General features: G+C 60.1%; 18 protein-coding genes. 12 read left to right on the top strand and 6 right to left on the bottom strand.

Translation table 11 applies throughout. The features are described 5' to 3' along the window. Window positions 1-21 precede the first annotated feature (21 nt). From BLT85_RS03485 to BLT85_RS03470, 4 genes are all read left to right on the top strand, one after another. A complete protein-coding gene (locus BLT85_RS03485) occupies window positions 22-2,085 on the top strand; it encodes a YjbH domain-containing protein (RefSeq protein WP_231701574.1) in 2,064 nt (687 codons plus the stop codon). 112 nt (window positions 2,086-2,197) lie between these two features. Next, entirely contained in the window at window positions 2,198-2,533 is a 336-nt protein-coding gene (locus BLT85_RS03480) for a hypothetical protein (RefSeq protein ID WP_093391842.1), read from the top strand. Between the two features lie 284 nt (window positions 2,534-2,817). Then, window positions 2,818-3,213, top strand: coding sequence for a VanZ family protein (locus tag BLT85_RS03475; protein WP_157718112.1), 396 nt, complete (start codon window positions 2,818-2,820; stop codon window positions 3,211-3,213). Between the two features lie 182 nt (window positions 3,214-3,395). Continuing rightward, window positions 3,396-3,806, top strand: coding sequence for a VanZ family protein (locus BLT85_RS03470; RefSeq protein WP_157718111.1), 411 nt, complete (start codon window positions 3,396-3,398; stop codon window positions 3,804-3,806). A gap of 141 nt (window positions 3,807-3,947) precedes the next feature. On the opposite strand, the gene BLT85_RS03465 is transcribed toward BLT85_RS03470, so the two are convergent. The 3 genes from BLT85_RS03465 to BLT85_RS03455 form a co-directional block, all read right to left on the bottom strand. Continuing rightward, window positions 3,948-5,279 carry a DEAD/DEAH box helicase gene (locus tag BLT85_RS03465; RefSeq protein ID WP_093391839.1) on the bottom strand — a complete coding sequence of 444 codons (1,332 nt, stop codon included), beginning with the start codon at window positions 5,277-5,279 and terminating at the stop codon, window positions 3,948-3,950. A 295-nt stretch (window positions 5,280-5,574) separates the two neighbouring features. Beyond that, window positions 5,575-6,939, bottom strand: a complete 1,365-nt coding sequence (locus tag BLT85_RS03460) for a DUF1329 domain-containing protein (RefSeq protein WP_093397354.1) — start codon at window positions 6,937-6,939, stop codon at window positions 5,575-5,577. Between the two features lie 34 nt (window positions 6,940-6,973). Beyond that, complete coding sequence (locus BLT85_RS03455) at window positions 6,974-8,803, bottom strand: DUF1302 domain-containing protein (protein ID WP_093391838.1); 1,830 nt, start codon at window positions 8,801-8,803, stop codon at window positions 6,974-6,976. Between the two features lie 270 nt (window positions 8,804-9,073). Here BLT85_RS03455 and BLT85_RS03450 point away from each other — a divergent pair, with 270 nt between their 5' ends. Further along, window positions 9,074-10,123 (top strand): AraC family transcriptional regulator, encoded by a 1,050-nt coding sequence (locus BLT85_RS03450; RefSeq protein ID WP_093391837.1) that lies wholly within the window; start codon window positions 9,074-9,076, stop codon window positions 10,121-10,123. A 243-nt stretch (window positions 10,124-10,366) separates the two neighbouring features. Here BLT85_RS03450 and BLT85_RS03445 read toward each other — a convergent pair whose 3' ends face one another. After that, a complete protein-coding gene (locus BLT85_RS03445) occupies window positions 10,367-11,737 on the bottom strand; it encodes a DUF1329 domain-containing protein (RefSeq protein WP_093391836.1) in 1,371 nt (456 codons plus the stop codon). Between the two features lie 26 nt (window positions 11,738-11,763). Continuing rightward, window positions 11,764-13,659 carry a DUF1302 domain-containing protein gene (locus BLT85_RS03440; protein ID WP_093391835.1) on the bottom strand — a complete coding sequence of 632 codons (1,896 nt, stop codon included), beginning with the start codon at window positions 13,657-13,659 and terminating at the stop codon, window positions 11,764-11,766. Window positions 13,660-14,141: 482 nt separating this feature from the next. Between BLT85_RS03440 and BLT85_RS03435 the strand changes: the two genes are divergently transcribed. Beyond that, window positions 14,142-15,176 carry an AraC family transcriptional regulator gene (locus BLT85_RS03435; RefSeq protein WP_172829805.1) on the top strand — a complete coding sequence of 345 codons (1,035 nt, stop codon included), beginning with the start codon at window positions 14,142-14,144 and terminating at the stop codon, window positions 15,174-15,176. On the opposite strand, the gene BLT85_RS03430 is transcribed toward BLT85_RS03435, so the two are convergent. Continuing rightward, entirely contained in the window at window positions 15,177-16,016 is an 840-nt protein-coding gene (locus BLT85_RS03430) for a class I SAM-dependent methyltransferase (RefSeq protein WP_093391833.1), read from the bottom strand. A 113-nt stretch (window positions 16,017-16,129) separates the two neighbouring features. Here BLT85_RS03430 and arsS point away from each other — a divergent pair, with 113 nt between their 5' ends. From arsS to BLT85_RS03400, 6 genes are all read left to right on the top strand, one after another. Beyond that, window positions 16,130-17,092, top strand: coding sequence for an arsenosugar biosynthesis radical SAM (seleno)protein ArsS (arsS, locus tag BLT85_RS03425; RefSeq protein WP_093391832.1), 963 nt, complete (start codon window positions 16,130-16,132; stop codon window positions 17,090-17,092). A gap of 109 nt (window positions 17,093-17,201) precedes the next feature. Then, window positions 17,202-18,572 carry an SLC5/6 family protein gene (locus BLT85_RS03420; protein ID WP_093397351.1) on the top strand — a complete coding sequence of 457 codons (1,371 nt, stop codon included), beginning with the start codon at window positions 17,202-17,204 and terminating at the stop codon, window positions 18,570-18,572. After that, window positions 18,569-19,534 carry a hypothetical protein gene (locus tag BLT85_RS03415; RefSeq protein ID WP_093391831.1) on the top strand — a complete coding sequence of 322 codons (966 nt, stop codon included), beginning with the start codon at window positions 18,569-18,571 and terminating at the stop codon, window positions 19,532-19,534. Before BLT85_RS03420 ends, BLT85_RS03415 begins: the two co-directional genes overlap by 4 nt. Next, entirely contained in the window at window positions 19,531-21,672 is a 2,142-nt protein-coding gene (locus tag BLT85_RS03410) for an FAD-dependent oxidoreductase (protein WP_093391830.1), read from the top strand. Before BLT85_RS03415 ends, BLT85_RS03410 begins: the two co-directional genes overlap by 4 nt. Beyond that, window positions 21,669-22,361: a TIGR04283 family arsenosugar biosynthesis glycosyltransferase gene (locus BLT85_RS03405; RefSeq protein ID WP_197673865.1), complete on the top strand. Its 693-nt coding sequence runs from the start codon at window positions 21,669-21,671 to the stop codon at window positions 22,359-22,361. The genes BLT85_RS03410 and BLT85_RS03405 overlap by 4 nt, the downstream gene beginning before the upstream one ends. Then, window positions 22,358-22,960 (top strand): TIGR04282 family arsenosugar biosynthesis glycosyltransferase, encoded by a 603-nt coding sequence (locus BLT85_RS03400; protein ID WP_093391828.1) that lies wholly within the window; start codon window positions 22,358-22,360, stop codon window positions 22,958-22,960. Before BLT85_RS03405 ends, BLT85_RS03400 begins: the two co-directional genes overlap by 4 nt. The last annotated feature ends 169 nt before the right edge of the window (window positions 22,961-23,129 follow it).

The following is a 23,129-nucleotide window of genomic DNA, read 5'->3' as shown; positions in this document are numbered from 1 at the left end:
GTCCCGGCGTTACTCGCGGGCCTGGGTTACTCGTCTGCTAGCGTCGCGGACCGTTATCGCACTACGCAGCACGACTTCGGCGGCGTCGGCCTGCTGCAGACGCCTACTGCGCGCATGGCACCGGAGGGCGAGTTCAGCTTCAACGCCAACCGTACCTCACCGTACAGCCGCTATAGCGTCTCGGTGCAGCCGCTGCCCTGGCTGGAAGGCACGATCCGCTACATGGCGATCACCAACCGGCTGTACGGCCCGCAAATTGCCGGTGACCAGAGCTACAAGGACAAGGCCGTCGACGTGAAGGCCCGCGTCTGGGAAGAAAGCTACTGGACGCCGGACGTGGCCATCGGCATGCGCGACATTGGCGGCACCGGCCTGTTTTCCAGCGAATACGTGGTCGCGAACAAGCGCTTTCTGGATCTGGATATCAGCCTGGGCCTGGCCTGGGGTTACATCGGCAATCGCGGGGACTTTCGCAACCCGTTCTCGTTACTCGGCGAGAGCTTCGATGACCGGCCCGGCCGCACGGCAGACCAGGTCGGGGACTTCAACCAGGACAACTATTTTCGCGGTCGTCCGGGCGTGTTCGGCGGTATCGAGTACCAAACGCCCTGGAATCGCCTGCGCCTGAAGCTCGAGGTGGACGGTAATGACTACCAGAGCGAGCCGCAGGATAACGATCAGCAACAGGACTCGCCGCTCAACCTCGGCGCGGTGTTCGCCGTCACCCGCGGTATCGATCTGCATGCGGCCTGGGAGCGCGGCAATACCGCCATGCTCGGGATTACCTTTCGTACCAACCTGAAGTCCAACGCAAGCACACCCAAGGTGCTCGATCCGGCTCCCGAAGCGCGCTTGCCACCGACTGGCGTGTCCGGCCAGGCGGTCGATTGGGATGCAGTAAGCCAGCGCCTGGAGGAGAACGCGGGTCTGGATGTGCAGCAGATTGCCAGGCGTGATCGCGAGCTGATCATCACCGCCGAGCAAACCCGATTTCGCAGCACTGCCAAGGGCCTTGGCCGCGCCAGCCGCGTGTTGGACAACGCAGCCGGTGCCGGCACTTACGACTGGTACACGCTGCGGCACACCGCGCGCGGCGTGACCATAAGCGAGACCAGCCTGCGCGCCGAGCGCTTGCGTGATCTCGATGCCAACCGCATCGATCCGCAGATCATGCGCCGCGCGGTGGTGTCCGCAGAGCCAAGCATTGTCGACACCGACGTGCTATATCAGCAACCGCTGGATCGCTTCGATGCCGGTTTGTCGCTCGGCTACAACCAGAATATCGGCGGCCCGGACGGCTTCATCCTGTACCAGTTTCTGGCACGCGCCGACGCGGAGTACCGCTTCGCCCGCAACAGTTGGATGCATGGCAGCGTAGCGGCGAACCTGATCAACAACTTCGACAAGTTTCGCTATGACGCACCCAGCAACCTGCCCCGTGTACGCACCAACCTGCGCCAGTACCTGACCACCTCGGATGTGGTCATCGAGAACCTGCAATTCACCCATGCCGAAGAGGTTCGCCGGGACTGGTACGGCATGGTCTATGGCGGGCTGCTCGAGAGTATGTTCGGCGGCGTCGGCGGCGAAATGTTGCTGCGCCCGCATGGCGAGAAGTGGGCGGTGGGCGTGGACGTTAACTGGGTACGCCAGCGCGGCTTTGCCCAGGACTTCAGCTTCCGCGACTATTCCGTGGTAACCGGACATGTGACCGGTTACCTGCAGACCGGCTATCACAACGTACTGGCCAAGGGCAGCGTCGGCCGTTATCTCGCCGGGGATCTGGGCGCGACCCTGGATCTGTCACGCCGCTTCGACAATGGTGTGACCGTGGGCGCCTGGGTGACACGGACCGACGTGCCGGCTGAACAGTTCGGCGAAGGCAGCTTCGACAAGGGCGTGTACTTCACCTTCCCGTTTGATGCCTTCTTCGCCCGCTCGACCCGTAGCCGGGGGACCATCGTCTGGAATCCGCTGACACGCGACGGCGGTGCTCGACTGGCTCGCTACTATGGCCTGTACGAGGTGACGAGCGATCGCGATATCGAAATTTTCGAGTCCGGATTTGACCAGCTGGTCAAATAGCCTCGCCTCGTCTCGAAAGGCAAATTGATATCAAATTGATTCGAAAATCGAATATATAGTGTGTGGGCCGTCGTGCCTTTGTGAAAGCGTCTACAGGGAATGTAAACACACCATGATCGCCTATCTCATCGCGTTATCATTTCTGATTCTCTGCGCTGAATCCTACGCCAAGACCCGCCGCGTGCTGGATGCGAGGCCTCGTCCGGATACGCGCCTGAGCACGGCGTACACCTTTCTCGGCGGCTATGCGGCCCCGGTATGCGCGTTGGGCCTGCTCGTCTGGGGATTCTTCATCTTTGACTGGTGGTTTCCGATCGTGGCGCTGATCGGCTGTTCGGCGGCGATCGCACTGATATTCGGTCGGTTCATGGAGAGCTTCGCTGCAGGGCTGGTTCTGATCTCATTTCCGCTTGGTGCGGTGAGCTGTTTGTACTGGTTGGTAGCTTGAGAGGGTCCCTGGCGGTCTGAGCTGGTACTGCATGATGTTGCACGCTTTCTCAGTCGCAACTCACCGCACCAATACGGCTCGTCTCTCGCCTTTGTTGTACCTCTCATGCAACCTCTGACTTCTTTCGCAGACAAACGGGTTCGCGCCAACCGACGTTAACGCCAGGCCGGCGCTTGCCGCTGATGCCGCTGACCAGTGCAACTCGCTGTGCGGCATGGCCCTTGCAGAGTCAAAGTACGCAGTCAATATTCTTACGCGGTCCACGCCGCGCTTCCGGAGCTTTTATGTGGCGAAGCGTCACGCAACGCTGGGCACAACATCGCAGTACGTTTCAGATTATGTTCGTCGCGGTCGTGGCGCTAGGCATGTTTTTCGGCATGCGCCCTACTCCGCCGTTTGGTAGCGGACAGTGGTTGATGACCAGCTTCCATATGGCTGGCCTGCTTGTCTGCACGTTGTTGAGTTACCTCGCCTTCCCGCGGTGGCGTTGGTGGCTGCGGTTCGGAATGATGTCGGGCGTTGGTTTGTCGGTGGAGTTCGTGCAGTATTTCCATCCGACGCGTTCGGCTGATCTTGATGATCTCTTCGCCAATACGATTGGCGTGGTGATGGGGTTGGTCGCGATCGCCATGTGGCAACGGCGCAACGGCTGGAATGGGTTACGCGCGGAGTCGAGTTAGAGTTTTGGACGGGAGATTGGCGGCGCCTGATGGTACGCTTTCGCGGTCATGCCCGCTCCTACATTGCAGGTCCGACGCGATGGCCGTTTTCCTGTAGGAGCGGGCATGACCGCGAAGGGTTTGGTTGCCAGGCCAGACGTCCCAGACCAACCATTCGCCCGACACACCACCGCGGAGCATCTATGTGGTTTACCATCATGCGGCAATGGGTACGTTACCGCCCCGCATTTCAGATTCTGTTCATCTCGGTCGTTGCCTTCGGCATGTTCCTCGGCATGCGCCCTACCCCGCCCCCCACCGCGTTCAGTTGGATGGCGACCGGCTACCACCTGGTCGGCCTGTTCGGCTGTACGGTGCTCAGCTATCTGGCCTATCCGAGGTGGCGCTGGTGGGCGAGGTTTGTGCTGATGTTTGCTGTAGGCATATCGGTTGAATGGGTGCAGTCCTACCATCCGACACGCAGCGCGGACATTCACGACGTTTACGCCAATACCATGGGCGTCGCCTGCGGTCTCGCGTTGATATGGCTATGGGAACGGTTTGGAAAGTGGCAGCCGCGCCGGTCGGCGAGCGCGCCATCGCGGCGGGGTTAGCCGCTGCGAGCGCTGCTTGTAGGAGCGGGCATGACCGCGAAGGGGTTGGTTGTGTCGCCCCCGCATCACGCTTTCGCGCCCAGGTGCGCTCCTACATTCGAAATCAACCCAGCTGGGAGCAGCGTCCTCGCCGCGATGGGGTTACCGCTGCTTACGCTTCGGCGGCGCGAGGCCGTCGGAGCTGGTGCTCACTTCGCCTTTCGGCACGGCTGGTTTGCGCTTGTTGGCGGGTTTCGCTGACTTGGGCTTCTTCGGCTTGCTGCCCTTCTTGTCGTCGCTTTTCTTCTTCGCCCCGACTGGCTTGCCAGACGCTTTCACCTTCTTCGGTCCTTTGAAGCTGCCTGCCACTTCCTTGAGGATTCGGCGCTCGAAGTTGCGTCGCAGGTAGCGCTCGATACTGGACATCAGGTTCCACTCGTGCGGCGCTACCAGCGATATCGCCACGCCCTCCGCACCCGCACGCCCGGTCCGACCAACGCGATGCAGGTAATCATCGCCGCTGCGTGGCATGTCGAAGTTGATGACCAGATCCAGCTCGCTGATATCAAGCCCTCGCGCGGCGACATCGGTCGCGACCAGTACCCCGGATTGCCCCTGCTTGAACCGGTCGATCGCTGCCTTGCGGTCTTTCTGGTCCTTCTCACCGTGCAACACGTACACGCGAAACTGGTCACCGGCCCGCAGCACTCCGTTCAGTCGATCGGCCATAACGCGCGTGTTGGTAAACACGATCGCCTTGCCCGGGCTTTCATTGGCCAGCAGCCATTTCAGCTGCGCTTCCTTATGAGCATCGTGATCCGAAGCAATGACTTGCTGGCGGATCGCGGGGGTATCGTCTCGTACGCTGTCGAGCTCCAGGCGCAGCGGCTCTCGTAACACCTGCTCGATCACACGCCGCAGGCCGGCGTTGCCGGTGGTGGCCGAGAACAGCATGGTCTGGCGCTCCCCGGGACAGGCTTCGGCGATCTTCAGAACGTCTTCGCTGAAGCCCATGTCCAGCATGCGGTCGGCCTCGTCAATGACCAGCGTACGGATCTGGGTGAGATCGATATTGACGCCCGCTGCGAGATGCTCGAGCGTGCGTCCAGGCGTGGCGATGAGCACATCCGGGTTCTTGCGCATCTTCGCCGCCTGAACCTTGAAGTCTTCCCCACCGATGATGAGTTCGGCTTTCAGAAAGGTGAATCGCGCCAGGTTCTGGACATCCTGCAGTATCTGCCGAGCGAGCTCGCGCGTCGGAGAAAGAATCAATGCACGCGGCCCGGTCGACCTGGTTTCGTCCTCGAGCAGACGATGCAGGATCGGTAACACGTAGGCTGCGGTCTTTCCGCTGCCGGTTTGGGCGATAACGTAGAGATCCTTTCCTTCGATTGCCGGCGGGATGGTCTGCTCCTGCACCGGGGTGGGCGTGTCGAACGAGAGTTCGGTCAGGGCTTTGAGCAGGCGTTCGTGCAACTGAAGGTCGGTAAACAAGGGAAGGATCTCTGATGGAAGTGCCGGATTTCGAATGAGCGAAGTTTAGCATCTCGGCGAGTCAAGTCCGAGCGGAAGAGTCTGTCTTTGCCCCAGGGGTCGCCGCGGGTCGTGCCTCTCACAATGGGAAGCGGCGGTACTGCGGGATGGATCGGGTCGACTCGCTGCCTGCGCGTTCCACCACTTCAAGGAGGTCGCAGACTCGGCCCGATTACCGTGGGCGAGGCAAAAACGCATAAAAAAAGGGGCGCCGGAGCGCCCCTCAAATCCCAAACTAAACGAGCAACACTATTACTTAACGAACGCCCGAAGCACGGAGTGCAGCCGGGGTGAACTGGTTGTAGTTCGGCTGGAAGTCGAACTGCGGTGCGGACTCTTCCTCGGTGTACATACCGAGAGCGATGTAGCGACCAGCCAGCAGGTCGTACAGGGTCTCGATCGCGTAACCCGGGATCTTGTGCTTGTAGTTGAAGGCCAGGTGACCTTCGCCTACGCGCCACAAGGTGCCACGACCGTCATAGTGGTCAGCCAGGTTGATCATCCAGGAGTCTTCGTCCATGAAGAAGTTACGCTGTGCGTAAATGTGACGTTGACCCTGCTTGACGTTACCCTGCACTTCCCACACACGGTGCAGCTCGAAGCGGGTGTGTTCCGGATTGATATGACCAGCCTGGAGCACGTCTTCGTATTTCAGGCCTTGCTCGGTCATCTTGTAGCTGTTGTACGGTACGTAGACTTCCTTCTTGCCGACCAGCTTCCAGTCGTAACGGTCAGGTGCACCGTTGTACATGGAGAAGTTGTCGGAAGTACGCATGCCGTCCGATGCAGTACCTGGACCGTCATATGCAACCTGCGGAGCGCGACGAACACGACGCTGACCGGCGTTGTAAACCCACGCCATGCGCGGCTCTTTCAACTGATCCAGCGTGTCGTGTACCAGCAGCACGTTACCAGCCAGACGCGACGGAGCATTCACGCGCTGCTTGAAGAACAGCAGAGTGTTGGGGATCTGCGACTCGTCAACATCGGGCATCAGCTGCGGATAACCAACTTCTTCTTCCAGCTTGATCAGCGTGTAAGAACCGTTGGTTTGCGGCATGGCCTGCATGTACCAGCGCTTGATATTCACGCGATAGCGAGTGTTGTGGTTCCACACCACTTCGGCGCCCGACTTTGGAATCGGGAAGGCGAAGGTGCCGTGCGCGAAGTTGGAGATGCCGTCGCCACCGTTGACGAGCTTGGCTTCGCCAGCGGTACGCTTGACCTGGTCGTACACTTCCTGTGGGTAACCGACAGTACGCTTGGTCGGGTAGACCGGCATACGGAAGGTTTCCGGGTAGCGTTCGAACATCGCGACCTGACCGGGAGTCAGCTTGTCCTTGTACTGCTGATAGTTCTGAGCAGTGATGGTGAACTCGGGCTGTTCCTGGTCCATGGGGTTTTCAGAGAAGTGATCCTCGAGCATCCGGCCGGCGTCTTCCGACAAGCCGCCAGTCCACTCAGGGATGGTGCCGTCAGCATTGCCCGCTTTCTCTGCACCGATCGGAGTCAATTCGTTACCCAGCTTGTTGATTTCATCCTGGGTCAAAGACTGGGCCATAACGCTGGATGCCAGTAGGCTTAACGCCAGACCGCCTGCACCCAAAAGAGTTGTTTGCATACGCATATTATTGTTTCTCCTAATTCTGCCAGTCTTAGAAAGTCACACTGAAGCTGAGCGACGCGAAGTCACGGTCAACCGAGGTGTTGTACTTGCCATCAAAGAAGTCAGTGTAGCTGAGCGACGCGCTGTACTTGTTCGCGTAGTCAGCGTTCAGACCCAGGCTGATTGCCTTGGCATCTTCGGTGAAGTTGGGGCTGTTACCCTCAATGTCGTGCGACCAAGTAACGCTCGGCGACAGGTTGACGCCCATGAACACGTTGGAATAATCCAGACCTGCGCGAACGCGATAGCCGTACGACCAGTCTGTGAAGAAACCTTCGTTTTCGCACCAGCTGTTGCGATAGCGCGACGGATCGTTGCCGCTCTGCGACGCGCAAGTACCAGCTGCGCCGGTATCGTTTTCGTTGTACGGGCTCTGACCGAACAGCGAATCGCGACCGTAGCGCATTTCACCGATACCGCTGATGTAGTTCACACCGGCTTCACCAACGATAGCCAGGCGGCTTGCACCCAATACGCGATCGATGAAGTGGATGGCTGTGACCTGGGCCTGATAGAACTCTTCGCGCTCGTAACCCTGGATGTAGCCGCCAGGAGCCACCTGCCCTTCCAGGCCGCGGTGAGTGTTGTCAGATCCCGGGATGCCGACTGCAGCCAGCAGAGCGGTACGGCTCATGTCGCCGGTATTGATCTGCATGGGCATGTTCGGGCGGTAGCTGATTTCACCACCAACCGAGGTGCCAGCGATGCTGGTCTGGAAGCTCATGCCGTACAGGCGGATATCTTCAGGATATTCGAAGAAATAGCCTGCAGCGCCGACTACGCCGCCGAGACCTGGCTGAAGCTGCGCCGGGCTCTGGGTAGCGGCAAAGGTACCAGCGATGTTCGAGTAGATCGGCGTGCGGCTGTGGTAGTTCATAGCGTACAGGCCGAATTCGGTGTCATTCAGCGCAGGTACGAACCAGCGGAACGCAACGCCGTACTGACCGCTGTCACTAGCCTGCTGGTCCTTCATGGCGCGAGAAATGATGCGCCCGTTCAGACGAGGGTCACCCTGAGGCAAATCGACACCGGCGTAAACCAGGCGATCGTTACAACCGGTTGCCAGCGTGTCGGAGCCGAAGAAAGTACCGCAGTTATCCAGAACGGTTTCCTGCCACTTCAGCTGGTAGAACGCCTCCATGCTCAGGTTTTCGGTCAGGCCCTGAGAGAGATACAGCATCTCGACCGGGAGCAGGCCTTCCTTGATCTCGGCGCCCGGACGACGGAATGCGGCCACGTCGATGGGGTTGATCGAGTTGATCGAATTGCCGATGAAGGTGCTTTCACCCCAGCTGACTACCTGCCGACCCAGGCGTACGTTGCCCGGATTGTTGCCGATGAAATAGTTGTGGTACACGAATGCGTCGAGCAGCTCGACGCCGGAGCCTTTGACCAACGGATCGCGGCCGTCGTCATCGATGTCATAGAAACGCTGACTGCCGTCTTTGGTTTCGAAGTCGTACCAGTATTTGCCACGGAAGAACGCACCGGAATCGCCATAGTTCAGCTCAAGATCATGAACACCGCGGAAGATCTTGGAGAACACATCGCCAGCTTCATAGTTCAGGCGACCATCATCCGAGGTACGAGCCAGAGCCTGGCCGTTCTGAGGAACGCCGTCGACCGAAGTACCCCAGTGGATGAAGCGCTTGTCCGCGCTTTGGGTGGACATACTGGCGCCGATGGACAGTTGCGAATCGAACTGGCCGCGGACTTCGCCGAGGTTGAAGGTGACTGCGGCTGCTGAACCAGAGAAGCTGGCCAGACCAATTGCCAGGGGCAATGCGGCGAGCGACCAAGCATGCATTTTTTTTGTCATTGTGCTGCTCCGTTGGAATGAATCACGAGTGCCAGGCCTTGGGATGGCTCTGGCATCGGTGATTAGTCTGTCACGGCTTCGCCGAAGCATTTGTCCGATTAGGACGAGTCTTTTGTCTCAGAGGGACATTCAACGAATGAATGGCAGCAATTGCCCTGCGGAATAATCTGTTGCAATTGTTTACCCAATATAGCAATTTAGAGCCTCGCACGACGATCGGGCACACGGTCGCGTATCAATAAGAACAAGAAAACTAGACGAGAGGCGGGAATGAATCAGATTCTCCATCCGCTGCCCTGCGAACGGTTGCAGGAGAGAGCGTTCTGGGCCCAAGGCATCGCCCAGACCATGGAACAGTGTGGAAAGTCATTGCGGGATCTGCCGGCCGATTTGCGCCAGCATTGCGCACCGACCGATCAGAGCCTCGCCCAGATCAGCCAGACCGACATGAATCGTCTTTGGCACGCCGCAGCGCGAGTCACCCAGGATGAATGCTTTGGCCTGCGCATGGGTCAGGCTTATTGTTCAAATACGCTCAAGGTCCTTGGCCTGGCAGCAGTCTCCAGCGAAACCGTAGGCGACGCCGTTCAGCGCGTACTCCGTTACATTTCAGTCTTCAGCACTCAGGTTCAGCTGTACTCCGTCGAAGACGATCAGTATTTCACCATCTATTTCGAGCCCCGTGGCACCCCGCATCCGCTACATATGGAAGCGGTCGTCGCGCAGTGTGCCAAAATCTGGAGCTCACTGGAAAACGGCCAGGCGCCGCTCGTGCTGGAAACCCGCCTGGCGGGCGAGCATGAGGGCACTCGTCCCTACTGCGAATCGGTACTGAGCGGCAAGGTACGGCTGGGTGCCAAGCGCATTGCCGTCCGAATGAGCCGCGCCCTGTTGCGCAACCCTCTCCCCTCGGCGGATGCTTTTCTGCGCAAGCGGTTGGATGCGTCGCTGGAAGACATGCTGGGCGATCTGCCCAACGTGAACTTTGCCGAACAGGTCAAGCAGCGTATTCGGGTGCTGGTCGCTCAACGCGAAGTGTCCGAGGACATGGTCGCCACGCCTTTCAACATGAGCCCGCGTCACCTGCGCCGCAAGCTCAGTGAAACACAGACGACGTACGAAAAATTGCTCGATGAAGTGCGCATGGAGCTGGCAATGAGGCTGATCCAGGAAGGCAAGCTGAACCTGGGGCGAATAGCTTTCGAGCTTGGCTTTCTTGATCCCAGCAGCTTCACTCGTGCATTCCGCCGCTGGACGGGCATGAGCCCCACGGCCTTCAAGGATCGGGCGCATGGCAGGCTTGGCGCTGCGGTAGTCTGAAACACAACGCCGTCGTCGGGCGAACCATATACCCCGCGCTTGCTTTCAGTGCGGGACGCAGGACGCTTCAGGACGGCGTGTCAGGTCGGCAGATTCGTACATTCTTCTTCGCGGTCATGCCCGCTCCTAAATGATGTAGATCCGCGCTTGCAAGCATGCGGGTCGATCGAATTGCCAATACAGCATCGCTAAATAAAAAAGGGGCCCGAAGGCCCCTTTTCTGTCACACCCAAAGGTTACCGCTTAACGAACGCCCGAGGCACGCAGTGCCGCCGGGGTGAATTCGTTATACGAGGGGTTCGTGCCGTAGACCGGCGCCGACGATTCCTCGTTGTACATCCCCAGAGCGATGTAGCGACCAGCTACCAGGTCATACAGCGTTTCGGCTGCGTAGCCCGGCAGTTGCTGATGGTAGGCATGGGCGATATGACCTTCGCCTACGCGCCACAGGGTGCCACGACCGTCGTAATGATCAGCCAGGTTGATCAGCCAGGAGTCCTCATCCACGAAGAAGTTACGCTGCGCGTAGATGTGGCGCTGGCCCTGCTTCACGTTGCCCTGCACTTCCCAAACCCGGTGCAACTCGAAGCGAGTGTGCTCCGGGTTGATGTGCCCTGCCTTCAGGATGTCTTCGTACTTCAGGTTGGGATCAACCAGCTTGTAGCTGTTGTAAGGAACATAAATTTCCTTCTTGCCAACCAGTTTCCAGTCATAACGGTCAGGTGCGCCGTTATACATGGAGAAGTTGTCGGACGTACGCATACCGTCAGACGCGGTACCCGGGCCGTCGTATGCAACCTGTGGAGCACGACGCACGCGACGCTGGCCAGCGTTGTAGACCCACGCCATCCGCGGCTCTTTCAGCTGATCCAGGGTGTCGTGTACCAGCAGCACGTTACCGGCCAGACGCGAAGGCGCTTCTACACGCTGCTTGAAGTACAGCAGAGTGTTGGACGCCTTCTCCAGATCGACGTCAGGCATGTACTGCGGATAGGCCGCTTCTTCCTCGAACTTGATCAAGGTGTAGGAGCCATTCGTCTGCGGCATCGCCTGAACGTAGGAACGCTTGATGTTCTGGCGATAGCGCGTCATGTGGTTCCACACCACCTCGGCGCCGGACTTCGGAATCGGGAACGCGAACGAGCCGTGGCTGAAGTTCGAAATACCATCGCCACCGTTGACCAGCTTGGCCTGTCCGGCCGTTTCCTTGACCTGGTCGTAGACTTCCTGCGGGAAGGATACGGTCCGCTTGGTCTCGTAAACCGGCATGCGGAAGGTTTCCGGATAACGTTCGAACAACGCCACCTGACCAGGAGTCAGGTGGTCCTTGTACTGCTGATAGTTCTGAGCAGTGATGGTGAACTGCGGTTGCTCGGCCTTGACCGGGTTTTCGCGAAAGTTACGTTCCAGCTCGGCGCCCGCTTCCGGGCTCAGACCACCAGTCCACTCGGGGATGGTGCCCTCAGCGTTGCCGGCCTTCTCTGCACCGACCGGGGTCAGCTCGTTGCCAAGCTTGTTGATTTCTTCCTGGGTCAGGCTTTGCGCCATGACACTGGTAGCGAGCATGCTGAGGGCCAGGCCGCCAGCACCGATGAGAGTTGTTGCTATACGCATATTATTTTTCTCCTGATAGCGAATGTTTAGAACGTCATGCTCATGCTGACAGCGGCGAAGTCGCGATCAACCGACGTGTTGTACTTGCCGTCGAAGAAGTCGGTGTAGCTGATCGAGGCGTTGTACTTGTTGGCGTAGTCGGCGTTCAGCGCGACGCTGATGGACTTGGCATCTTCGGTGAAGTTGGGACCGTAACCTTCGATGTCGTGCGACCAGGCCAGGCTCGGCGACAGGTTCACGCCGGCAAACACGTTGGCGTAATCCAGCGCAGCGCGGACACGGTAGCCGTATGACCAATCGGTGTAGTAACCGTCGTTTTCACACCAGCTGGCGGCGTTCGGCGAGCGGTCCGCAACGGCAGTGCCTTCATTGGACGAGCAAGTGCCGTCGGCAAACGGGCTCTGACCGAACAAGGAGTCACGACCGAATTTGGTAGCGCCGTCGCCATCATCCAGGCCGCTGATGTAGTTCACACCGGCTTCGCCGACCAGTGAAAGACGGCTTGCGCCCATGACGCGATCGATGAAATGTACGGCTGTGACCTGAGCCTGCCAGAACTCCTTGCGCTCGTAGCCCTTGATGTAGGTGCCAGGCGCTGCGCCTGCGTAATCACGGTGAGTGTTGTCCTGACCCAGGTTCAGCGCAGTCCGGCTCATGTCGCCAGTGTTGATCTGCAGCGGCATGTTCGGACGGTAGCTGATTTCACCGCCAACCGAAGCCGGGCCGACCATGGTCTGGAAGCTCATACCGTACAGACGGATGTCTTCGGGGAATTCGAAGAAGTAGCCGGCGGGGCCGGTGCTGCCGTCGTAGCCGGTGATGGTGCCCTGTGCTGCGAGAGCACCCTGCGCTTCTGCACGCGCACCCAAGGCTGCTGCAGTTGTCAGATCGCCCGCTGCGGCCGCCTGACGGGCAGCTGCAGCCAACGCCAACGCCGTTTGACCCGGAACCAGCTGATTACCAGCGACGTTCGAATAGATCGGCGTGCGGCTGTGATAGTTCATGGTGTAGAAGCCGAACTCGGAGTCGTTCAGCGCAGGCACGAACCAGCGGAAGGCCACACCGAATTGTCCGTCGTCATCGGCGTGCTCGTCCTTGCGCTCACGAACGATGTAGCTACCGGTCGGGGTTGCGCCTTGCGGGAAGTCCGAACCAGTTACCACCAGGCGGTCGGTACAGCCACGCGCCAGTGTGTCGGAACCAAAGAAGGTGCCACAATTATCCAGAACGGTTTCGCGCCACTTGAGCTGGTAGAAGGCCTCCATGCTCAGGTTTTCGCTCAGACCCTGGGACAGGTACAGCATCTCGACCGGCAGCAGCGCTTCTTTCAGCTCTGCGCCTGGACGGCGGATGGCCGCCACATCGATCGGGTTGATGGAGTTGATCGAGTTACCGATGAAGGTACTTTCACCCCAGCTGACGACCTGCTTACCCAGGCGGACGTTGCCCGGATTGTTGCCGATGAAATAGTTGTGGTAAACGAAGGCGTCGAGCAGCTGATAACCCGAGCCTTTCTGCAGCGGGTGGCGGCCGTCTTCCTGGATGTCATAGAAGCGCTGGCTGCCGTCCTTCACTTCGAAGTCGTACCAGTAGTTGCCACGGAAGAACGCGCCGGAGTCGCCGTAGCGCAGCTCGAGGTCGTGGACGCCTTTGAAAATCTTGGAGAAGAAATCACCGCTGGCATAGTTCAGGCGGCCGTCGTCGGACGTACGCGCCGCGGCTTCGCCGCCGCTCAGGGTGTGGATGAAACGCTTGTCAGCATTCTGTGTAGACATGCTGGCACCGATGGATAGCTGCGAGTCAAACTGACCTTCCAGCTCACCAACGTTGAAATTAACGGCGTGAGCCGATCCTGCGAAACTGGCCAGGCCGATCGCCAGAGGCAAGGCCGCTACCGGCCAAGCATGCATTTTTTTTGTCATTGTGCTGCTCCGTTTGGGGTGACATGAACCTGTGTATCTGAGGACACGTTCAGGACACAGGCAGTCTGTCATGATGGCAAGCGGGAAAACTTGCCCTCACCGGCCAATATCCTTAGCTTGTACGGCCATTCATATAATGAATCGCGATTATGCGATTGGGAACCGAGCGCCAGACGCTATTGGCGCCGCGCGCAGGAAAACACACATTTTTCATTGTCATCTCTGTTCAGAGGCCTCTAAAACGGGCATTGTACCTGCCTGAAGTAACACGTTGCCGCTTGTGGTCGGCGCTCGATAGCGCGACCGCCAGCGACGAATTTTCCATCAGGCACCCTAAGGCGTTTAATGGCCCTGCTGCGCCCTTGCATATCGCTTCGCGGAATTGCATTCCGTCAAACCCTTCGAACGGATTCGCTTAAAGGATCGGAACGGGACAAAACCGCGAGATGCCTGCGCACCCGATTACGATCTGGAGACGGCGGATGCCTATAGAAGGTCGCAAAGCCGCGCCGACTTCCCGGGTGCGAGAAAGGTCATTCTGGGTGACCCTGGTTAACCAGGCCCTCCGGCAGTACGGCATGTCCTTGCAGGACTCCAGCGTTGCGCAGAATCTGATTCATGCTGCTCGGGAGCAAACGGGCTTCGTCGAACAGGGCTCGTGCTCGCTGATCTGGGCTGAAGCGGCGCGGCTGGCTGATGATCCGCTGTTCGGACTACGCGCGCATCGCCTGTTCTGCCCCACTCCGCTCAATGCGATCGGTCTGACCACGCTGGCGAGCCGGGACCTGGGATCGGCACTGACGAACCTCGTTCGCTTCTTTCCTATCGTCAGCACCCAGGTCAAATTGGAACTGCGTACGCTCGACGATCTGGTACACCTTCATCTGTTACCGCAGGGCGAGCCACACCCGCAGCATATGGAAGCGGTCATGGGCTACCTGGGCCGGCTGTTTCAACAATTGGATCAGGACAATCGGGAACTGGTGCTTTGTGCGCAGTTGGCGCGCCCGGCGGTGGATATGGCGGAGTGTTCGCGTCTGCTGGCAGCGCGCCAACTCGTCGCCGGAGACGGCTACAGTTTTTCCTTGGCCAGAGACATGCTTGCGTTGCCGCTCGCCACAGCGGATACCTTCCTGTTACCGCGGTTTCTCGACTCGATGGAGGAACTGCTCGCCAATCTCCCGAGTACCGACCTGGTTGAACAGGTGAAGCGGCGGATTCATCTGCTGCTGGGCACCGGCGAGATTACCGTCGACCGGGTGGCGACGCCGTTGAACATCAGCCCCCGGCACCTGCGGCGCAAATTGAATCAGGAAGGCACCTCTTACGAACAGCTTGTCGATGAGGTACGCAGGGAATCAGCGGTTCGTCTGATCAGCGAAGGGCAGCTATCGTTGACCAGCATCGCCTACGAACTGGGCTTTCTCGACCCAAGCAGCTTCACTCGAGCCTTTCGCCGCTGGACCGACATGAGCCCGACGGCATTCCGCCGCCAGACGCTCAAGACGACCATCTGATCATTTCTTGCGGAACAGCAGTGTCATCCGGTCGCTTTCGCCGATAGCGAGGTAGGACGTGCGGTTTTCATCGCCCAGCTTCAGTGTGGGCGGCAACGTCCAGACTCCCTCGGGGTGATCTTTCGTATCCTGTGGATTCTGGTTCACCGGGGTGCTGCCGACCAGCTCGAACCCAGCCTCCTCGGCCAGTTCCGTTACCAGCTGCTGGGTGACGTAGCCGCTTTCGATCATTTGCTCCAGCTCTGTACCGGGCTGGGCCTGGTGCTCAACAACGCCCAGCATCCCGCCCGGCTTCAACGCTGCGTGAAATTTGCTGAAGACCAGTCGAGACTCGTCCATGCCGGCCGCCAGCCAGTTGTGAACATTGCGGAACGTCAGAACGCGGTCCGCACTCCCCGGTTCGGCAATCGGTGTGTCGGGATCGTAGTTCAGCACGGTCACCTCGACATGCTCGTAATTGCCCCGCGGATCGTCGAGCTTCTTCTCGAAACTCTCCAAGGACTGGCGCTGGTAATCCGCAGTACTTTCAGGGTCGAAGTGAGCAGCGATCAGCTTGCCCTCTTCCTCCAGGTACGGCGCCAGTATTTCCGTATACCAGCCTCCGCCCGGCCAGGCTTCGACTACCGTGTGTTGCGGCTCTACCCGAAAGAAGGCAAGGGTGTGTTCAGGGTTGCGGTAGGCGTCGCGGACCACGTTGGTGATCGACCGGGTAGGCGATCCTATAGCCTGGCGCAGCGCCTGCTGGTGTTCGGGATCCATTTGCGGCGTCGGCACGGTCGGCTGTTGCGCCAAGCCTACAGTCGGTAACAGCAACATCGCTGCTAGGATGATCGGTCGCATTCGTTCTCCCCTTGGCATGGACTACTCTAACGTAAGATATATGGAGTACTTCCGCCCCAGCCTAGTTCATGCAAACCTTGTTGCCCGAAACGAATGACAGATGAGGCCAGCCCGTGCGCGATACGTTGCCGCTACTCAACGAACTCGACTTTCCTGCCATCCTGCGTGGAACGTTGCAGGTGCTGCAGGTAAACCTGACGTACCTGTGCAACCAGCGGTGTCTGCATTGCCATGTAAACGCCGGCCCGACGCGTACCGAGGCGATGTCCGATGAAGTCATCGAGGCGCTGTTTGCGGTTATCGATGCCCACCCGGTCAAGACGCTGGACCTCACCGGCGGCGCTCCGGAGATGCATCCACGATTCCGTGACATCGTCTGCCATGCACGCGCCGCTGATCTGCAGGTCATCGACCGCTGCAATCTGACGATACTCTCGGAGCCGGGATTTGAAGACCTGGCCCGGTTTCTTGCCGAGAACGAAGTCCAGGTCTCCGCCTCCCTGCCCTGCTATTCGCGTGACAACGTCGACAAGCAACGTGGCGACGGTGTGTTCGAGCGCAGCATCGCGGGGTTGCAGCAGCTCAACGCGCTGGGCTATGGGCAGACCGGCAGTGGTCTGGAGCTCAACCTGGTGTACAACCCGCAAGGCCCGAGCCTACCGCCGCCGCAGAGGGCTCTGGAGGCTGACTACAAACAGCATTTGCTCGAAGATTTCGGCGTCCGCTTCAATTCGCTGCACACGATTACCAACCAGCCAATCGCACGATTCGGTAGTACGTTGGTCAGCAAGGGGCAGTTCAACGATTACATGCAGCTGTTGCGCGACAACTACAGCGAAGCCAACGTGCCCGGGTTGATGTGCCGCTCGCAGGTGAGCGTGGACTGGCAGGGTTATCTGTACGACTGCGACTTCAACCAGATGCTCGACCTGCCGGCGCCACTGGTCGCCCGCGAACGGAGCCATCTACGCGACCTGCTGGCCGCACGACTCGAAGGCCGGCCGATCGCTACGCGCGATCATTGCTTCGCGTGCACTGCGGGACAGGGTTCCAGTTGCGGGGGCGCGCTGGACTAGGGTGAAGCGCTGGTTGGTAGGAGCGGGCATGACCGCGAAGCAGAATCCGCACGCCATAAGGCAAACGGCTGGGAAACCGGGAAAAGAAATCAGGGGATGAGGTATGGCAATGTCCGGTTCGCTGGGCGTGTTTTTCTGGGGGTTTCTGCTTGCTTATGGTGGGCTGATGTATTGGCTGTCGCCGCGCACTGTCACCGCTGGCGGGTTCTTCAATGGCGAGGACAGCCAAGGCAGGAGCGCATCGCCGTGGCTACTGACCACCAGTATCTTCATCAGCTGGATCTTTGCCAAGTCGGTCACCAATGCAGCCAATCTGGGCGCGGAGTTCGGCCTGGTTGGCGGGCTTGCCTACGCCACCTACTGGCTATCCATACCCCTTTGCGGGCTGGTGATCTATCGGCTGCGTCGTCGTTTTGCCGCAACCAGCCTGGTCGGTTTTCTCACCAGTAATTATGGCCGCGCTGCGGCGCTGGCCTTCTCCGCTGCGATACTCATCCGCCTGTTCAACGAAGTCTGGAGCAACACGGCGGTGGTCGGCGGCTACTACGGCGAGCCCGGCACCGCGCCCTTCGTCATCTCCGCGCTGCTGTTCACTGCCGTCACGCTTGCCTACAGCATGCGCGGAGGGCTTCGTAGCTCGATACTGACCGATGCGGCCCAGGCCGGCATTTTCGTCATCGCCCTGGTATGCGTGCTGGGCCTGGTCTTGCCGCAGCACTCGGTAGCGGAACTCACCAGCACCAGTTCCTGGACACTAAACGCTGGCGTCGATCTGTTGCTGGTGGCCTGCCTGCAACTGGTGAGTTATCCGTTTCACGACCCAGTACTGACCGACCGCGGCTTTATCAGCCAGGAGGCCAGCATGCTTCGCGCCTTTACCGTCGCCGGCGTGCTCGGCTTTTTCGCCATCCTGGCGTTCAGCCTGATCGGCGTCCACGCGGATCTGACGGGTATTGGCGCCTCGTCCAACGTGCCCGCCGCGTTGGCCCGCTCTCTGGGCATCGGCGCGCTGCTGGTCATGACTATCGTGATGATATCCGCCGCCGGCTCGACGCTGGACTCGACCTTCTCCAGCCTGGCCCGACTGACCGGGCGCGAACTGCCCGCACTGGCGGGCCGCGATCTCGGCACCCGCGCGGTGGGCCTGGGCATGTTCGCGATGGCCGTATTCGCCCTGCTGGGCAACCTGCCGATGCTCGCCGGAACCGACATCCTCAAAGCCACCACCATCAGCGGCACCATGGTGATGGGCCTTGCTCCGGTGTTCGTACTGCACGGCCTGGTTCGCCCAAGCGCGCTCGCCTTTCATCTCAGCTTCTGGACCGGTCTTGCTCTGGGCGTTGCGCTCACGCTCGGCTGGGTGCCCGCAAGCTGGGCAATCGGTGACGGCAAATACGCGCTGCTGCTCGGCACCAACCTGTACGGCTTGTTGATCTGCACCACGTTGTACTTGCTGGCTGGCAGGGTGAATCGTCAATGAGGGCCGGTCGGGAGTGCCCGCTCGACTACCGCCTGGCGCCGGACAGTTTCGCCGGCGAGCCTCTATTCAATTGCGAAACCCTATACGTGGTTGGCGGACTCTATGGTAATCGCCAGGCCCTTGCTGCCCTGCAGCGTCGCCTCTCAGCCGAGCCCGGCGCACGCGTGGTGTTCAATGGCGACGCGCACTGGTTCGACATTTCGCCGGAGATCTTCCTGGAGATCGAAGCCGGCCTCGCCGCACATACCGTCCTGCGCGGCAACGTCGAGACAGAACTCGGCCGAAGCGAGCCCGGGGCGGCGGGCTGCGGGTGCGCCTACCCGGACGATGTCGCGGACGCCACGGTCGACTGGTCAAACCAGATCCATGCGCGACTGTCCGAAACCGTCTCCGTCTTGCCAGGAATGCGCGACGCACTGGCCCGCCGACCCGCCACGGCGCTGGTAAGCGTAGCCGGACAGCACGTGGCCATTACCCATGGCGACGAACGATCGCTTGCCGGCTGGGGCTGCGACAGGGCCGCCTTGCAGCGAGCCGAGCGACAGGCCGCGCTCGATACTTGGCTGCACAGCAACAGTTTGCGCGTGCTCGCCACCAGCCACACCTGCGCGCCAGCAGCGCTGCAGCTGCCGAATGGCGTGGTGATCAACAATGGCGCCGCAGGTATGCCCAACTTCAATAACGGCCGGTATGGGCTGGTCACGCGTATTGCCACCAGACCGCACGCCAGCGCGTTGTACCGAAGCAGGCTGGCTGGGCTGTTCATCGAGGCGGTACCGATCAACTACGATCACCAGGCGTTTCAGGCAGACTTTGATCGACAGTGGCCTGCCGACTCTCCTGCGCAATCATCTTACCGGGATCGCATTGACCACGGCACCACATCGCCACCCGAAGCCGCCTTGCTGGGGGGCTTTCGGCTCGCCAGTACCTTGTGCGCCATGGAGGATTTGCACTCTTGAAAGCCACCCGTTGGATACTGCTGTCGGTTATCGCCGTCTTGATCGTTCTGTTCATTGCCTTCGATGTGCATGAGTATCTGCGTCTCGAAGCGTTGAAAGCCCACCAGGCCGAGCTGGAAAGCTGGGTGGCCGAACGTCCTTGGACATCCGCCGGGGTGTTCATGGCCATCTACGTTCTCGTCACGGCGTTGTCGCTGCCCGGCGCCGCTGTGATGACGCTGGTCGGCGGCGCCCTGTTCGGTCTTGGCTGGGGTTTGCTGCTGGTGTCCTTCGCCTCCACCGTCGGCGCCACGCTGGCCATGCTCATCAGTCGCTTCTTTCTGCGGGGCTGGGTATCCCAACGGTTCGGCCGGCAACTGGAGCCGATCGACCGTGGCATCGAGCGCGACGGTGCTTTTTACCTTTTCGCGCTGCGCCTGGTCCCGGCGTTCCCGTTCTTCATCATCAACCTGGCGATGGGGCTGACCGGCATCCGCGTGCGGACCTTCTGGTGGGTCAGTCAGCTGGGCATGCTCCCGGGCACGCTGGTCTACGTGAATGCCGGTCGCGAGCTGGCGCAGGTGGAATCGCTCGGCGGCATCCTCTCCCCGGGGCTGATCGGCGCCTTCGTCCTGCTCGGCCTGTTTCCGCTGGTGGCGCGCAAGATCCTCGACTGGGTCAAGGCCCGAAGGGTCTACCGCGGCTGGCGCAAACCCGAACGATTCGATCGAAACCTGGTGGTGATTGGCGCCGGCAGTGGCGGATTGGTGAGTGCTTATATTGCCGCCGCGGTGAAGGCACAGGTCAGTCTCGTGGAAAAGAACGAGATGGGTGGTGACTGCCTGAATACCGGCTGCGTGCCTTCGAAGACCCTGATTCGCTCAGCTCGGCTGGCGGCGGACATCAAGCGCGCCCACCGCCTCGGCTACAGCCAGGCCAGCGCGGAAGTGGACTTCGCCAAGGTGATGGAACGCGTGCACGGCGCTATCGCCGAGATCGCGCCCCACGATTCGGTCGAGCGTTACAACGATCTAGGCGTTGAGGTATTCCAGGAGGCGGCGTGCATCACCTCGCCCTGGACGGTCGAGGTCGGGGACCGCACCCTGACCACACGCAACATCATCATCGCGACCGGCGGCAGGCCCAAAGTGCCACCGATTCCCGGCCTGGAGCAGATGGACCTCTATACCTCTGAAACCGTCTGGAATCTGCGCGAGCGTCCTGAACGCCTCCTGGTAATCGGCGGCGGGCTGATCGGCTGCGAGCTGGCGCAAGCTTTTCAGCGCCTGGGCTGCCAGGTGATACAGATCCAGCGTGGCGAACGAATACTACCCAGCGAGGACCCCGAGGTAAGCGAGTTGGTCATGCAATCGCTGCTGGAAGATGGCGTCGAACTGCTCCTTCGGCACAACCCCGAAAGCTTCGCTCGTACTGGTGGAGTTCAGCAGGTAACGCTGCGCAATCTGGAAACCGACCAGTGCCATACGCGCCACTTCGACGCCGTGCTGGTCGCCACCGGGCGCGCCGCAAACACTGACGGTTTTGGTGCACAGACGCTCGAACTCGCCCTGCGCGAAGATGGAACGCTGGAGACAGACGATTACCTGGCCACGCGTTTCCCGAACATCTATGCGGTTGGCGATGTGACCGGCCCCTACCAACTTACCCACGCCGCAAGCCATCAAGCCTGGTATGCCGCGGTCAATGCGTTGTTTGGTCCCTTCAGGCGTTTTCGCGTGGACTATCGGGTGATGCCGCATTGCGTGTTCACCGACCCGGAAGTGGCGCGAGTGGGGTTGTCCGAAACCGAAGCACGGGATCAGAAGGTTCCCTTCGAAGTGACTCGCTATGAACTCGCCGAACTGGATAGGGCCATAGCTGAAGACGCCAGGACCGGCTTCGTAAAGGTTCTCACGGCACCGGGCAAGGACCGCATTCTTGGCGTGACCATTGTCGGCGAGCATGCCGGCGAACTGATCGCCGAATACGTGCTGGCGATGAAGCACAACCTGGGGTTGAACAAGATACTCGGAACCGTGCACAGTTATCCGACCATGGCTGAAGCGAACAAGTACGCTGCAGGCAACTGGAAAAAAGCCCACGCGCCGCAAAAACTCCTGCGCTGGGTTGGCCGCTTTCACAAATGGAGACTGGATTGAAGCTCTCGGTCATCATTCCAACACTGAATGAGCAGGCCACGCTGGAACGCACGCTGACGGCGCTTCAGCGCTGGCGTGACGAACTTGAACTGATCGTGGTGGATGGTGGCAGCACGGACCGCACCCGAGACATTGCCGAGCCCCTTGTAGATCACGTGCATCGGGCGCCACTGGGCCGGGCCCGCCAGATGAACCTGGGAGCCGAACTCGCCAGCGGCGACGCGCTGCTCTTCCTGCATGCCGATACTTTCCTGCCACCGGGTTTTCTTCCGCTGATTCGTCAGGCCCTGGCTGACGAGACGCATCTATGGGGCCGCTTCGACCTGTCATTCGAACCCAGCAATCGGCGGCTGGGTCTGGTGGCGTGGATGGTCAACCGCCGGTCGCGCCTGACGCATGTGTGTACCGGAGACCAGGGCATTTTCGTCCGCACCCAGGTCTTCCGCGATTTCGGTGGATTTCGCAACATTCCCTTGATGGAAGATATCGAGTTCAGCCGCCGCCTGCGTTATCTGACGCCTCCAGCTTGCCTGGACGCGAAAGTCGTCACCTCAAGTCGCCGGTGGATGGAAGAAGGTGTATTGCGCACCATCGTGCTGATGTGGTGGCTGCGGTTGCTGTACTGGCTCGGCGTGTCGCCGGAACGGCTGGTGCGCATCTACTATCCAGGGCATTCGGAACAGGCATGACTCGCCCGTTGCTCATTTTCGCCAAGGCCCCGGTGGCTGGCACGGTGAAGACCCGACTGATGCCCGCTTTGGGCCCGGACGGCGCGCGAGACCTCTATATCGAGCTATTCGAACTTACCCTGCGACAGACCGCCGGCTGGCCGGGCGAGCGCTACCTGTACTGCGCGCCGGATGATTTACATCCTTTCTTTATCGACGCGGCGCAGCGGCATAGGCTGCATCGTCGCACTCAGCGCGATGGTGATCTCGGTGCACGAATGCTGGGCGCGATGGAGGGCCATCCCGCCGGTGCCTTGCTGATTGGCACCGACTGCCCTGACCTGGGGCTGGACCATCTTCAGCAGGCCGCCGAGGCTCTCGCCGATCATGACGTCGCTGTGCTTCCGAGTGAAGATGGCGGGTATGTGCTTATTGGCCAGAGCAGACCACATTCGGCGCCGTTCAGCGCGATGACCTGGAGCCACGCCGAGGTGATGAACGATACCCGGCAACGGATCGGCGATGCGGGCCTTTCTCTCTGGGTCGGCCCGACTCTGTGGGATATCGACGAGCCAGAGGATCTGGAACGGTATCGCGCGCTCCGCTGCGATCAGCCGTGATCTCTTTCACAGTTCAAACAGCCTGAACAATAGTAACCCCGCCGGCTTATCAAACCTGCTTATGCAGCTCCATTCCAACAGTGGGACATACTTCACCTTGTGTCTCGGTGACTATATGGTCGAGTGCAATGCGCTGCCCCCGGCGCGAACGACCCCAACGGCCCAAAGG

It is taken from the genome of Halopseudomonas xinjiangensis, assembly GCF_900104945.1.
Taxonomy (GTDB): domain Bacteria; phylum Pseudomonadota; class Gammaproteobacteria; order Pseudomonadales; family Pseudomonadaceae; genus Halopseudomonas; species Halopseudomonas xinjiangensis.
Note: the sequence above shows the minus strand (reverse complement) of the source record. Positions and strands in the feature narration are given on the sequence as shown.